This window comes from Streptococcus sp. CF4-3 (assembly GCF_024295385.1).
In the GTDB taxonomy this organism is placed as follows: domain Bacteria; phylum Bacillota; class Bacilli; order Lactobacillales; family Streptococcaceae; genus Streptococcus; species Streptococcus infantis_I.
On record NZ_JANCPN010000002.1, the window covers coordinates 87,456 to 100,545 of the forward strand.

Sequence of the window (13,090 nt, forward strand, 5' to 3'; positions counted from 1 at the left end):
TGCGCTTTTCGTCCATGCTTCAGTTACATCCTATGTCCCTTAAAATTCATCAGAACCCACCAGATGATGTTGAAAAGCATAAACTGCTGCCTGGGTACGATCACTGACCTCAAGTTTGGCTAGGATATTGGAGACATGGGTCTTGACTGTCTTAAGGGAGATAAAGAGCTCATCTGCAATGCGCTGATTTTCATAGCCCTTGGCAATCAGTTGAAGGACATCGCGTTCTCGCGCAGTTAATTCTTCGTGAAGTTCCATATGATTGCGGTGATATTCTACTTTCTTACTCACCTCTTGTTCGATAGCTAGCTCTCCAGCTGCCACCTTTTGAACAGCATGGAACAATTCATCGGCACTTGATGTCTTGAGCATATAGCCTTTAGCCCCAGCATTCAAGACTGGCATGATTTTTTCATTGTCTAGATAAGAAGTCACAATCAAGATTTTAGCCTCCGGCCATTCTTTGAGAATAGCTAGAGTTGCGTCAATTCCGTTGACTTCAGGCATAACAATATCCATGACGATCACATCTGGACGAAGCTCCAAGGCCATGGAAATCCCTTCAGCTCCATTAGTTGCTTCTCCAACAACCTCTACATCATCTTGTAGTTCAAAATAACTTTTTAATCCAAGACGCACCATTTGGTGGTCATCTACTAATAATAATTTCATTTTATTTCCTTTTGTTAGTCAATCAAGCAAGGGGATCCGAATATCCACTGCCAAACCCTGCTTGGGTGCTGTTAATAGTTGTATGCTCCCTGCCATATCTTCTACTCGTTCTTTGATATTGCGTAATCCATAGCTCAAATCATCTACATCAGCCGGCTCGAAACCTCTGCCATCGTCCACTACTTTCAACTGCAATTCAGTTTCCGTTTGATAAAGATAAACATCTAGACAAGAAGCTTGGGCATGACGGAGAGTATTACTAATCAATTCTTGGACGATACGAAAGACATGCTCCTCAATCTTTTTAGCCAATTCGTCTACCTGATATTTAAAACTGACTTTGAGTTCACTTTTTTCTTCAAGCTCTTTGAGAAGCAACTGAATCCCCTCAACTAGACTCTTTTGTTCCAGTTCAATAGGACGCAAATGCAAGAGTAGAATACGCAAATCTCTCTGGGCTGTCTCCAAAATAGCTGTCACACTCTGGAGTTGTGTCTGCATCTTCTCTTTGTCTAATCTAGAAGCTTGTTGACTGAGTCCTGATAACATCATATGCGCAGCAAAAATTTCTTGGCTAACTGTATCATGCAAGTCACGCGCGATTCGCTTGCGCTCCTTTTCAATTATCTCTTCTTCTTTGACTAAGGCCTGATTGTCTGCTTTTTGAATAGCTTCTGTCAACAAACCAAGCTTTCCTGACAAGTTTCTAAAACTTGCATCTAAATCAGCATCTCCAAGCCTTTTAATATCTTTACCAGCTAGCAGACGTTTAAGATTTGCTTGGATTCTTCTTCTTGAAATTTCGTCAACCATTGTCCAAAATAGGACTAATAAAAAAGCTAGGGCAAGGCTAAACATCAAAGCTAGAAAGAGGACTTTTTCTGTCTTTTCTAAATCTTGGAAGAGAGAAGTCCACTCCAAATCTAAGACCTTAAAAATGCTTCGAAATAGAAAAGCAACAAAGAGAAATGAGGTGAGACCAATTAAAATATACGGTTGTTTTTTCATCCTCGCACCACCTCAACATCTCCCACCATAGTTGTCAAAAGAATCTTAACACTCTTTGGACTCTTGAGATAATCCCTGGTTTCTTGATGGAATTGTTCATTGCGCAAAGCTCGCTTAGGCTGGTCAAAGAAGGTTAAATCTCCGTACAGAGAATTGACGCTTAGACTGACTTCCACATCCACTGGTACAATAATTCTAGTTGTGCCGACTAGTTTTCTCAAGATGATGACATTATCATGATTACTTAAAATCACACGTTCTAGATGAATGGTATCCTTCCCCATGAGACGAAAAAGATTGATATCATCAAAGCGGCAAGTCTGGTAGCTTGAGAAGTGATGAAGATTCCCAAACCAGCGATTTTTCTCCCTCTTTACCGTCACTACTTCCTCAAAAACCAGATTGGTATCTTCTTTTTCTTGGTTCATCATAGGATAAAGCAAGAATAGGCTGTAAATCAGAGCTACAAAGATAGCTAAAATGACAAAGGGATTGAGCATGATGATAAAGAAAAATAGGATGCTCACCGCCACTAAAATGAAGTTATTCCCCTGTCTTCCAGTATAGTATCGAATCAGCAGTAAAAACAAGAGCAATATCAGTAGAAAACGGGAAAAATGCTCTGATACCATCATAATCAGAGCTCCTGTCAATAAACAAGCTTCAATAAATAGAAAAATTTGGAATTTTCGCATGTATCCGTCCTCTCCATTTAATTGTATCACAAATCCCAAAAGTCACATCCGTCTGAGGAATGATAAAGAGACCGGGACTAAAATCCCGACCTCCTTATAGTTGAACTTTTGCTTCTTTTAATTTTCCATAAAGGAGATAGTCGACCTGCTGCAAATCCTCAATTTTTGCACAATTAAGGGCACACATGATTAGACGTAGGTCTTCCTTCCAGCTTTCAACAATGGAAATAACGACATCAACAGAGTAATTTTCAACCAACTCTAACATGGTGCGTGAAAGCCCAACTGCCTTTGCTCCAAAGACCAAGCATTTGATAATGTCTAGTGGATTGCGAACACCTCCACTTACCAGAAGCTCCATCTTATCTTTCCAGTCTTGGGCATTGATAAGAGCCTGCATGGTCGATTGCCCCCAATCATTGAGGTAGTCCCGTTGACCACTACGACGATTTTCGATATAGGCAAAACTAGTCCCGCCACGGCCAGACAAATCAACCGTACGTATCCCCATTTCGTACGCCTTAGCAATAGTCTTCACATCCATGCCAAAGCCGACTTCTTTTAAAACAAGGGGAACTGAGATTTGCTCAGCATAATCTTTCAGATTGCTTTGCCACAATCTAAATTGACGCTCACCTTCTGGCATGAGCAATTCCTGCATGACATTAACGTGAACTTGCAAGAGAAGAGGGTTCATTTCTTTCACTGTTTGTAATCCTAGTTCTACAGGTTTGTCCAAACCAATATTGGTTCCAAGTAGAAGATTAGGGTGACTAACTTTGACTGAGAAAGAATCGTCCGATGGATCCTTGAGTGCAGCGCTGTATGAGCCCGTCACAAATAAAATCCCACAAGCATCTGCCACCTGAGCCAATTTTTGATTAATTTCTCTGCCCTTGTCACTCCCACCCGTCATGGCATTGATATAAAAAGGAAAGTCCCATTTTCGCCCTACAAATTCTGTCGAAAGATCAATTTCATCTAAGTCATATAAGGGTAGCGAAGAATGAATCAGTTCAACTTCATCAAAACTATTATAAGTACTGTTTTGTTCAAGGGCATAGCGGATGTGTTCATCCTTCCGATTTATCGTCATGTCCTATCCTTTCTTGATACAAGAGCTCAATCCCAAGATCAGCCCAGCGTTTTTTCAGTAATGTTGTCGAATCTTGGTAAAAGCTGAGGGCTATCCCACAGTCTCCACCACCAGCACCACTGCTTTTAGCAACAGCTTTTAAGTCTTGGCTAGCATTTTTTAATTGCCTAAGCAAAGGTGTGTAAATATCTGAACTCAAGCCTTCTAAAAGTTGGCTGGCTTGTTCCAGCAAGTCAATAATGGTTTCTTCTTGACCTACCTCCAAAGCCTTTACCAAGTTAGCTACTGTTTCTTTTGAAGCTTGTAAAAAGCTAGAGTTCATATTATCCTTGATTTGCTTGACCATATGACTTGATACAGCCACTTCCTTGGTCCAACCAACCAGAAAATCAAATTTCAACGCTGGTTCAACACTCCTAATAGAAAAGCCCCAGTCACATGCTAATACAGCCTGCAAATCTTCTTTTTCTAGCCATTGTGCCACTTTCTCACGGTCAAATGACTGATAGAGGACGAGGTCTTCTGATACGATACAGGCAATGTCCCCCATGGAGCCATTGTCCCCACGTTTAAGAAGTACTGCACTCGCCAATTTAAACAAGAGTTCTCTGTCAGCTAATCTTTCATAGAAGGCAAGCATGGCCTTGATGACCAAAACAACCACACTACCACTAGAACCCAGGCCGAATTTCTTCCCCTCACGCTCCATTTTCCCACGAATGTCTAAAGAAAAAGGCTGCGGTTCAACTCCTTGGGCAGTTAGATACTCCTCCACCAAGGCAACTGTTTCTTGAATCAAAGCATAAGAAGAATCTGGTCGCATGTCCACACTATAGGTAAACATATCTGAGTAAAGACGATAATCATCAGAGGCTTTAATCTTAGCCATCATATAGATGGGAATAGCCTTGATTAGCGCCAACTGTCCTGGTTCTAAAATGGCATACTCCCCAGCCCAATAGAGCTTCCCACAAGTTTTAACAATCGTCATCTTGGCTCAAATCCTTTGTTTTTGAAACGATTAAGCGATAGCGTTGACCTAAAAGTTCTGATAAGTGTTCCAAGTCTTTTTCTAAACAAAGAACCTTTACATTAGGCCCTGCATCCATGGTAAAGTAGCAAGATTCTCCTCGTTCTCTAAGCTGACGAACAAAATCCATAGCCTCATAACTAGCATCTGTCAGATAAGAGAAGGATGGAGTTGCAGTTTTTGTCGTAGCATGCATAGCCAAGGCGTTCTTCTCTGTCAATTCTCCAACTTTCTTAAAGTCATTTTCCTTGAGGTAGACTAACATATCCTTGTAATCTTGTTCAGATTGACGAATCCACTCATCAAAAGTCGTAGAAGTTTCGACACAAAGCTTCATCCCATCTCGACTGGAAATTGGTTTTTTCTGGTCTTCCAAGACCAACATAATCATAGCTAGTTTCAAGTCAGTCTCAACTGGATAGATCTCTCCACTATCCTTGTCCCAGGCTGCCAAGGGGCCATAAAAACTACGAGATGAAGAACCCGACGCAAACTTAGCTTCCAAGGCCAATTCTCTGCGATTCAGCCCAAGTTGGAAATAGGCATTACAAGCTTTGACCAAGGCAGATAAACCACTGGAACTTGAAGAAAGGCCTGCTGCTGTTGGCATATTGTTCTTGGTATCGATACGAACAAACCCTGCTCCTTCAGGACGGTAGCGGTCAATGATTTTACTCATCTTTTTATGTTCAGCTTCATTTTGCAACTGACCATTGATGTAAAAAGCATCCGCCTTTGCATCTGCTGGTAAAGGAGAAAGGGTCGTCTCCGTATACATATTTTCTAAGGTTAGAGAGATACTGCTAGTCGCAGGAACCATCTCTTTTTCTGCTTTCTTTCCCCAATATTTAATAATAGCAATATTGGCATAGGAACGTACTGTTACAGGCTTTCGATCCATGTCTGAACAGCTCCTTTCTCTTCTAATCTTTCAGCTAAATCTTGAGCTTGGTGATAGTCGGCTACTAAGGCGATGATGCAGCCTCCTAGACCACCACCACTCATCTTGGCACCTAAAGCGCCATGTTCGAGAGCAGTTTCAACCAAGGCATCTGCCTCAGAGCTACTAACTCCAATTTCCTTTAGATTTCCATGTGCTTTGGTAAGAATCTCTCCCAGCTTCACGACATCTTTTGTTTTTATTGCTTCTTCTGCTTGCTGGGTCAACTCTCCTAGCGCATGCAAGAAAGGTAAAGCTTCCTTACCCTTGCTCTCTACAACTTGAATAGCTTCACGAGTATGTCCATAAACTCCAGTATCTGCAATGACCAGATAAGCTGATAAATCCATGGTTAATTCTTCAAAACCAACATTCTTGATAAAACGAATAGGCTGGTCACTAAGGCAGGTCTTAGCATCCAATCCGCTAGGATTCATATGAGCAATCATCTCTGCCCGATTGACTAGGATTTCTAGCACATCATGTGGAAGTTCTGCTTGGTAATAACCAAATACCGCTCGAATGGCTGCAATGCTAATGGCCGCCGAAGAACCCATCCCCCGTTTTTCTGGGATAGCCGAGTCAATTTGACAACGGATGCAAGCATCTTTGATATTTAGATACTCGAGAGAAGCATAAACAGCCATGGACAAGGTGTCCTCTTCAAAAAGACGCCATGGTGTCGCTGCTGGAACCACCCGACAAGTCACTTCAACCTCTAAAAGAGGCAAAGAGATGGCTGGATAGCCATAGACTACTGCATGCTCTCCTATTAAAATAATTTTACTATGTGCCTGACCGACACCAACTTCTTTTGTCATTTAATCCTTCTATCAGACGAAAAGCGTCTTTTTCTAGATAAAATTTTAGAACTTTATTCCTTTCTATTTTATTATATTTTCACAAAAAAAGCGATTGTTTCCTTTCACAATCGCTTGTTTTCATTATTGTACCCACTCACCATTATAGTTGACCTGGTAGCCACCTACTGTGGTATTCACAGCTAGGGCACCTGAACTATAGGCATAGTACCATTTACCGTTAACTTGGAACCAGCCTGTCACCATAGCTCCTGACGAACGAAGATAATACCAAGTATTATCGACATAAATCCAGCCAGTTTTCATATCACCATTTTGAGCATCTAAATAATACCAAGTTGAACCATCTAGATACCAACCGGTCGCCATAGCACCTGATGAACGGAGATAGTACCACTTGTTACCAAGATACTGCCAACCAGTTTGCATTGCAGCGGTTGTTGGATCGAGATAGTACCAAGTCGAATTGTCGTTAATCCAACCAGCACGTCTTTCTCCACCAAGGTAGTCTTTTCCTGAAGAACCTGTTTTTGCTAGGTAATACCATTTAGACTGATCATAAAGCCAACCTGTTTTTAATGAGTGATCTTGATCAAAGTAGTAGTTTGCTAATTTAAGAACTTCTGGGCCTTCAAAGCCTTCACCATGCTTTTTGCCAACAGTTAACGAATACTTAGCCTCTAATTGTTGCCAGCCAACAAACTCTTGTAGTACGCCATCTTTATCAAAATAGTACCACTTGTGTTGAAGACCGATTTCATTAACTGGTTGGTTATCTAATAAATCATCACGATAACCTGTTCCAGGAATTTCTATATATTGCCAGCCAACTACCATTTCTCCTTTATCACCAAAATAGTAAGTTTTACCGTCTATTTTATGCCAATAGATTGCTTTATGGTCATCTTTTATATAATATTTTCTATTGTCCTTATCGACAAACTGTCCACCTGTAGTGTCCGCAAATACTGTATTTGTTGCTAACAGACCAAAGAAAAATACTGCTAGTCCAACTTGCATCATTTTTTTCAAAAATTTCATTCTTGCTTCCTCCAAAATGATTGTAGCAAAGACTAAACTATATGTCAATATATAATGATTTCAAAAAAACAGTTACACAAGGTAAGTGCTTTTCTATTCTTGCATGGTGTAACCCACACCACGCACGGTTTTAATGTAGCTCTTTTGACCTTTTACGTCAAGCTTGCTACGTAGATAACGGATATAAACATCCACAATATTGGTTTCGGTCGCACTTTCATACTTCCAAACACTTTCCAGCAACTGCTCACGAGTTAAGACCTTTTTGCTTCCCATAAGGGTTGCTAAAAGATCATACTCACGCCGAGTCAAAGCGATCATCTCATCGCCACGATAGACAGTGTGGTTTTCTAAATCCATACGCAGATTGCGATAGGATGTAGGAACCTTCATCTGACTACAATGTTGATCAATGAAGTCCCGACCTCGGAAAATCGCTGCAATACGATTGACCAAATCATCGATAATGACTGGTTTATAGATATACGAAACAGCGAAACGCTGGATTGTTTCAAGTTGGCCTTGCAATTCTTCTCGATGATCCAAAATCATGATAACCGACGCTGGCTTGGTGCGACTCAACTTATCTGCAAAATCCTGAGCTGTCATATCCCCTAGATGAGCATTCAGTAAAATCAAGTCATAGTCTGTCTGAAGAGCCATGGAAAGGGCTTTTTGTCCCTCTTCTACCTGATCAACTCGGTATTGCTCTTTTTGGAGTTCCAGACTTAAAAAATGAGCTAGATTTCTTTCTTTCTCAAGTAATAAAATCCGTTTCCCCATGGCTGACCTACTTATTTTTCGTCATACCAAGAGTAGTGGAATGTTCCTTCTTTGTCTTTGCGTTTGTAAGTGTGAGCACCAAAGTAGTCACGTTGCGCTTGAATCAAGTTTGCTGGAAGATCAGCTGAACGGTAGCTATCAAAGTAAGTAATGGCTGCTGAGAATGTTGGTACTGGTACACCAGCTTGAACAGCAAGAGCTACGATGTCACGAACAGATTGTTGGTACTTAGCAGTAACATCCAAGAAGTACTCATCCAAAAGAAGGTTAGGAAGGTCTGCATCACGGTTGTATGCATCTGTAATCTTTTGCAAGAAACGAGAACGGATGATACATCCATCGCGCCAGATAGAAGCGATGTCAGCAAATGGTAAGTTCCAGTTATTCTCTTTAGAAGCTACTCGCAATTGCGCAAAACCTTGTGCATAAGAAATGATTTTTGAGAAGTAAAGAGCTTGGCGGATTTTTTCGATCAACTCAGCCTTGTCACCCTCAAATTTGAAAGCAGCTGGTTTTGGAAGAACTTTGCTAGCATGAACACGTTCTTCTTTGTAAGTAGAGATGTAACGCGCAAATACTGACTCAGTGATAAGAGACAATGGCACACCAAGGTCAAGTGCTGATTGGCTAGTCCATTTACCAGTTCCCTTGTTACCTGCAGCATCAAGGATATAGTCTACAATTGGTCCTTCATGACCTTCATCATCTTTACGGCTCAAGATATCAGCTGTGATTTCAATCAAGTAGCTGTCCAATTCACCCTTGTTCCACTCAGTAAAGATTTCAGCCATGTCTTCTGCTGAAAGACCAAGCAAGTGTTGCATAAGATCGTAGCTTTCTGCGATCAATTGCATGTCACCGTACTCAATCCCATTGTGGACCATTTTCACGTAGTGACCAGCTCCATCAGGACCGATGTATGTTACACATGGTTTTCCATCTTCTGGTGCTTTAGCAGAGATTTCTTCAAGAACATCTGCTACCAAGTCATAAGCTTCTTTTTGTCCCCCAGGCATGATAGAAGGACCTTCAAGGGCACCTTTTTCACCACCAGAAACACCTGTACCGATAAAGTTGATACCTGAGTTCGCCAATTCTTCATTACGACGAATAGTATCTTTATAGAAAGTATTCCCTCCATCGATCAAGATATCACCTTTATCCAAGTGTGGAAGAAGGGCTTGGATTGTTGCATCTGTACCAGGTCCTGCTTGAACCATAAGCATAATACGACGTGGTTTTTCAATAGAGTTTACGAAGCTTTCGATATCATAGCTTGGCACAAAGTTTTTATCAGGATGGCAAGCAATCACATCTTCAGTTTTTTCTTTACTACGGTTATAAATAGCAACTGTATAACCACGAGATTCGATATTAAGGGCAAGGTTACGACCCATTACGGCCATACCAACAACACCAAAGTTAGCTTTTGTCATGTGACACTCCTCTTATTTAATATGTTTTATTTTATCATGTTTATCTGTGAAAAGAAAGAATTTTATAACAATTTAACTAGTAGTCTAAATCATCAGCATGGCCAGAACCATTCCCTACAAAGTAACCTGTCTTACAGTTAAGGGTAAAGAGATAAGTTCCATCTGGTTTATAAAGATTGTAGTAACCATTGCCATTAACAATATTCACACGTTCCAAGATATATTTGTTTCCAGTGATGTATCCACGCGCACGTGATGTCTCAAGAATTCTTTCAAGGACACCATCTGCAAATGTCCAAGCAGGGTTACTGCTGTCATTAACAGCTGATTGATTGTACGGTACTCGGCTCACACCTCTTTGCAAATTAACGCCTTCACTCGATAAGCCACCATTAGTAGATGCAGAAGAATCGCTTATTGAAGTAGAGGGACTGCTTTCTGTAGTTGGACTTGACACTTCCTGGCTCGCTGCTGTTGTCGAATCTGTCGTCGTACTTGCTAGTTGACTCTTACCAAGACTGATTGCTTTATCTAGCAATTTATCAATTTCTGTATTTCCAGTTTTGATATCTGTAAATTTCGCGTCTGCTTTGATTTTTGCGTTTGTATCCAAGACACCATCTGTAATAGCTGGAGTTTCAAATTGAGAATTAACTTCTTGAATTGCTTTTATCTGAGTTTCCAAGCTATCATATTTTGATTTGGCAAGAGTATATTCTCTCGCTCCCTCAAGTTTATCCAGAAGCTCCTTCAATTGATTCAGTTGACTAAACTGGCTATTTTTAAGAGCCGTTTTGTTTTCATCGGTATAGAATGTATCGTAGAGAGTATTAAATTGTTCCAAAACTGACTGATTACTTACCAGACCTGAATCTGCCGCTTTCGTTTGAATTTCTTGAGAAGAACGAGAAATTTGGCGATAAACGTAATATGAACCTCCCAAAATTAAGAGGAAGACTAAAATAATGACTGACAGGATTGCCAATTTTTTCTTACTTTTTGGCTTCTCAATAGGCTGATCAGAACGAGACAAGGGTTGCAGTTGTTCGTCAGTTTCTTCATCAACTACTGCAGCTTGCGAATTAGCAACTTCAGCCATTTCAACAGCATCCAATTCGTCTTTAAAAGGTTGCTCGAGAACTTTTGTTTCTTCAGCATCAACTTCTTGAGCTACAATCTCCGTGGTCTCTGCAGCTACTGCATCTGCAATTGTTTCCCCTTCTGAACTTGATGTATTTTCTTTTTCAGTCGTTTCTCTCACTTCTTGAATCATATCATCCAAGCTTTGAGCAGGCTGGTCTTTTTTTGTTTGTAAATTTTCAAACTTATCAGCTTCGATTTCTTCACGATGTTGTTTAATATATTTGTCCAAGACCGTATCTTCTGGAGTTACACCTGCCTCAACTTCTTCGTTCTTACGAATGGCCTGACCAACCGTTAAATCTTTCGCTTCTTCAAATTCAAATTTAGGTTCTTGCTCACCCTTATGATGGTGGTTACGTCTTTTCTTACTCATTTGCATTCCTTTCTAATTTGACATCTTGTCTTTTCACTCGTTGACCAAAATATTGATATAAATCAACTTTCAAGGTACCGTTATAGAGTTTCCGTTTTTTATCTGCCTGACTACCATATTTACTTTCAAAAGCTTCATCACTAGTCAGGATAAATTTACTCCATGTTTTAAGGGGGGCAAATACTTTTCCCATCTCAGTATAGAGCTTGGTTACTCCTGCATCATCTGACAAGCGTTCTCCATACGGTGGATTCGAAATAATAACTCCATTGATCTTGTCCGTTCGCAAATCCTGCACGCGCATCTGCTTAAAGTGGATATCCTTAGAAACTCCCGCAGCCTGAGCATTTGCCTTCGCAATTTCTACCATACGACCATCAATATCGCAGCCCATGATATCTAGTTCAATCTCACGATTAATCTTCTTGCTAGCTTCCGTACGAATTTGCTGAATTAACCGGTCGCTAACCCAGTTCCAATCCTCGAAAGCAAAGGAACGGCGTAAGCCTGGCGCCATATTACGAGCAATCATAGCCGCCTCAATACAGAAGGTTCCTGAACCGCAGGTCGGATCAATCAAGGGTTTATCAGGATACCAGTTTGATAATTGCAGAATTGCTGCTGCCATGTTCTCTTTAATAGGAGCACCACCTTTTTCAGTACGATAACCTCGTTTGAAAAGACTAGAGCCACTTGTGTCAATCATGATAGTCGCAACATCTTTAAGAATTGAAACCTCTATTTTAAACTCTGGACCATTTTCCATCAGCGGAACACCTTCTGGTCGAGCATAATGTTTCTGCAATTTCTTGACAACTGCCTTTTTAGAAATAGCCTGGACACTAGGTTCGTTATGAAGTTTTGATTTGACACACTTAGCCTTAGAGATTGGGAAACGTGCTCCGAGTGGAAGATAGTTTTCCCAATCTAAGGCAAAAACTCCTTGAAAAAGCTCTTCAAATGTTTTTGCGGGAAAAGTCCCAACAACAATCTTGATCCTATCTGTAGCTCGTAGCCACAAATTAGTTTCGATAATTGTCTTTACATCCCCTTCAAAGCGAACGCGACCATTCTCAACTTGACAATCATAGCCAAGTGCACGCACTTCACGACCTACAACAGCCTCTAAGCCTGCTGCAGCAGTCGCTATTAAGTTAAATGTTTGTTTCATGTCAGTCTTTAAAGACCTTTCTCTTGTTCACCTTTAAAAAATGAGGTTGAGAAAATTTCTCAGCCCCAACCTATATGCAATTTTCTATAAGCCATGTTTTGTTCCAGAAGTGACTAGGACCACTTCTTTCGATAATCATCTGTCTACCACTAACAGCTAGAAGCTGCTAGCAGTCAGAGTACTACGTTCGTTTCCGTGCACTCCATGCCCCGACCAAAATTTGGGTTGCTAGCTTGAGGGGTTTACCGCGTTCCACTCTCTCTGTTTCCAGAGAGACTTCGTCACTGTGGCACTTTCAGAGCTACTAAAACATATCCGAAAACTTAGTCTATTCACTCGCCGTAACGATTTCTCGTCCCTAGGCTTATGGTTTCGCCTAGCACAAACACTACAGGCATCACAGCCTGTGCTAGCATGGACTTTCCTCATAAAAAGATAAACTCTCCACGCGATTATCCAAAAATTGCACAACTGTATGATTCTTAGAAATCAGAATTTTCTACGATTTGTTTGCCAAATACTTCTTTTTCAAGACGATTCAAGCGTTTCAGGATATCAAAATTAGTCATAGAAGTCGTACTTCCAAGCTCAGCAGGTTCAGACGTTACAGATACAGGTGCCGCCTGAGGTTTGTTCGCCAATTGCTCTTTCAATTCTGCGACTTCCAAACGTAGTGATTTAACCAACGCTGCATAGGTTTCATAGTCCTTGATAACGTCATCTAAGAATTCATCTACCTCTGCTTTACTGTATCCACGTACTTCTCTTCCGAAATCCTGCTCAAAAATATCCTTTGCTGTAAAAATAATACTTGCCATGTCTCTCTCCATTCTCAGTTACTAGTATTATTATATAAAAAAAAGCAAACAAAAAGCAAGGTC

General features: G+C 40.7%; 13 protein-coding genes and 1 other RNA gene. All 14 read right to left on the reverse strand.

From position 1 onward, the window contains the following. Positions 1-39: 39 nt before the first annotated feature. The 14 genes from NML75_RS01910 to gpsB all read right to left on the reverse strand — a co-directional run bounded on the left by NML75_RS01910 (position 40) and on the right by gpsB (position 13,027). The gene (locus NML75_RS01910; protein ID WP_254724477.1) at positions 40-672 is read right to left on the reverse strand and encodes a response regulator; all 633 of its coding nucleotides are present in this window, start codon (positions 670-672) and stop codon (positions 40-42) included. An 18-nt stretch (positions 673-690) separates the two neighbouring features. After that, on the reverse strand, positions 691-1,680 hold the full coding sequence (locus tag NML75_RS01915) for a sensor histidine kinase (RefSeq protein WP_254733598.1): 990 nt from the start codon (positions 1,678-1,680) through the stop codon (positions 691-693). Further along, a complete protein-coding gene (gene liaF, locus NML75_RS01920; RefSeq protein ID WP_049494206.1) occupies positions 1,677-2,375 on the reverse strand; it encodes a cell wall-active antibiotics response protein LiaF in 699 nt (232 codons plus the stop codon). Before liaF ends, NML75_RS01915 begins: the two co-directional genes overlap by 4 nt. Before the next feature lie 94 nt (positions 2,376-2,469). After that, complete coding sequence (gene fni / locus NML75_RS01925; RefSeq protein WP_254733599.1) at positions 2,470-3,471, reverse strand: type 2 isopentenyl-diphosphate Delta-isomerase; 1,002 nt, start codon at positions 3,469-3,471, stop codon at positions 2,470-2,472. Next, positions 3,449-4,462 (reverse strand): phosphomevalonate kinase, encoded by a 1,014-nt coding sequence (locus tag NML75_RS01930; protein WP_254733600.1) that lies wholly within the window; start codon positions 4,460-4,462, stop codon positions 3,449-3,451. The genes fni and NML75_RS01930 overlap by 23 nt, the downstream gene beginning before the upstream one ends. Continuing rightward, positions 4,449-5,402, reverse strand: coding sequence for a diphosphomevalonate decarboxylase (mvaD, locus tag NML75_RS01935; protein ID WP_254733601.1), 954 nt, complete (start codon positions 5,400-5,402; stop codon positions 4,449-4,451). The genes NML75_RS01930 and mvaD overlap by 14 nt, the downstream gene beginning before the upstream one ends. Next, positions 5,384-6,262, reverse strand: a complete 879-nt coding sequence (gene mvk, locus NML75_RS01940; RefSeq protein WP_049494210.1) for a mevalonate kinase — start codon at positions 6,260-6,262, stop codon at positions 5,384-5,386. Before mvk ends, mvaD begins: the two co-directional genes overlap by 19 nt. A gap of 123 nt (positions 6,263-6,385) precedes the next feature. Next, positions 6,386-7,303, reverse strand: a complete 918-nt coding sequence (locus NML75_RS01945; RefSeq protein ID WP_254733602.1) for an N-acetylmuramoyl-L-alanine amidase family protein — start codon at positions 7,301-7,303, stop codon at positions 6,386-6,388. 93 nt (positions 7,304-7,396) lie between these two features. Then, positions 7,397-8,086: a response regulator transcription factor gene (locus NML75_RS01950; RefSeq protein ID WP_235083846.1), complete on the reverse strand. Its 690-nt coding sequence runs from the start codon at positions 8,084-8,086 to the stop codon at positions 7,397-7,399. Between the two features lie 11 nt (positions 8,087-8,097). Next, positions 8,098-9,522, reverse strand: coding sequence for an NADP-dependent phosphogluconate dehydrogenase (gene gndA, locus NML75_RS01955; RefSeq protein ID WP_006150418.1), 1,425 nt, complete (start codon positions 9,520-9,522; stop codon positions 8,098-8,100). A 76-nt stretch (positions 9,523-9,598) separates the two neighbouring features. Then, on the reverse strand, positions 9,599-11,038 hold the full coding sequence (mapZ, locus tag NML75_RS01960; protein ID WP_254733603.1) for a cell division site-positioning protein MapZ: 1,440 nt from the start codon (positions 11,036-11,038) through the stop codon (positions 9,599-9,601). Continuing rightward, entirely contained in the window at positions 11,031-12,209 is a 1,179-nt protein-coding gene (locus tag NML75_RS01965; RefSeq protein WP_254733604.1) for a THUMP domain-containing class I SAM-dependent RNA methyltransferase, read from the reverse strand. The genes mapZ and NML75_RS01965 overlap by 8 nt, the downstream gene beginning before the upstream one ends. A gap of 82 nt (positions 12,210-12,291) precedes the next feature. Further along, positions 12,292-12,673: RNase P RNA component class B (rnpB, locus tag NML75_RS01970), an RNA gene on the reverse strand. An 18-nt stretch (positions 12,674-12,691) separates the two neighbouring features. Continuing rightward, complete coding sequence (gene gpsB, locus NML75_RS01975) at positions 12,692-13,027, reverse strand: cell division regulator GpsB (RefSeq protein WP_006150353.1); 336 nt, start codon at positions 13,025-13,027, stop codon at positions 12,692-12,694. Positions 13,028-13,090: the final 63 nt, after the last annotated feature.

Excerpts from the sequence above, each read along its gene's own strand:
- NML75_RS01910 (WP_254724477.1), bottom strand. The coding sequence starts at position 672 with ATGAAATTATTATTAGTAGATGACCACCAAATGGTGCGTCTTGGATTA.
- liaF (WP_049494206.1), bottom strand. The coding sequence starts at position 2,375 with ATGCGAAAATTCCAAATTTTTCTATTTATTGAAGCTTGTTTATTGACA.
- gpsB (WP_006150353.1), bottom strand. The coding sequence starts at position 13,027 with ATGGCAAGTATTATTTTTACAGCAAAGGATATTTTTGAGCAGGATTTC.
- mapZ (WP_254733603.1), bottom strand. The coding sequence starts at position 11,038 with ATGAGTAAGAAAAGACGTAACCACCATCATAAGGGTGAGCAAGAACCT.
- NML75_RS01915 (WP_254733598.1), bottom strand. The coding sequence starts at position 1,680 with ATGAAAAAACAACCGTATATTTTAATTGGTCTCACCTCATTTCTCTTT.
- NML75_RS01950 (WP_235083846.1), bottom strand. The coding sequence starts at position 8,086 with ATGGGGAAACGGATTTTATTACTTGAGAAAGAAAGAAATCTAGCTCAT.
- NML75_RS01930 (WP_254733600.1), bottom strand. The coding sequence starts at position 4,462 with ATGACGATTGTTAAAACTTGTGGGAAGCTCTATTGGGCTGGGGAGTAT.
- mvaD (WP_254733601.1), bottom strand. The coding sequence starts at position 5,402 with ATGGATCGAAAGCCTGTAACAGTACGTTCCTATGCCAATATTGCTATT.
- gndA (WP_006150418.1), bottom strand. The coding sequence starts at position 9,522 with ATGACAAAAGCTAACTTTGGTGTTGTTGGTATGGCCGTAATGGGTCGT.
- fni (WP_254733599.1), bottom strand. The coding sequence starts at position 3,471 with ATGACGATAAATCGGAAGGATGAACACATCCGCTATGCCCTTGAACAA.
- mvk (WP_049494210.1), bottom strand. The coding sequence starts at position 6,262 with ATGACAAAAGAAGTTGGTGTCGGTCAGGCACATAGTAAAATTATTTTA.
- NML75_RS01965 (WP_254733604.1), bottom strand. The coding sequence starts at position 12,209 with ATGAAACAAACATTTAACTTAATAGCGACTGCTGCAGCAGGCTTAGAG.
- NML75_RS01945 (WP_254733602.1), bottom strand. The coding sequence starts at position 7,303 with ATGAAATTTTTGAAAAAAATGATGCAAGTTGGACTAGCAGTATTTTTC.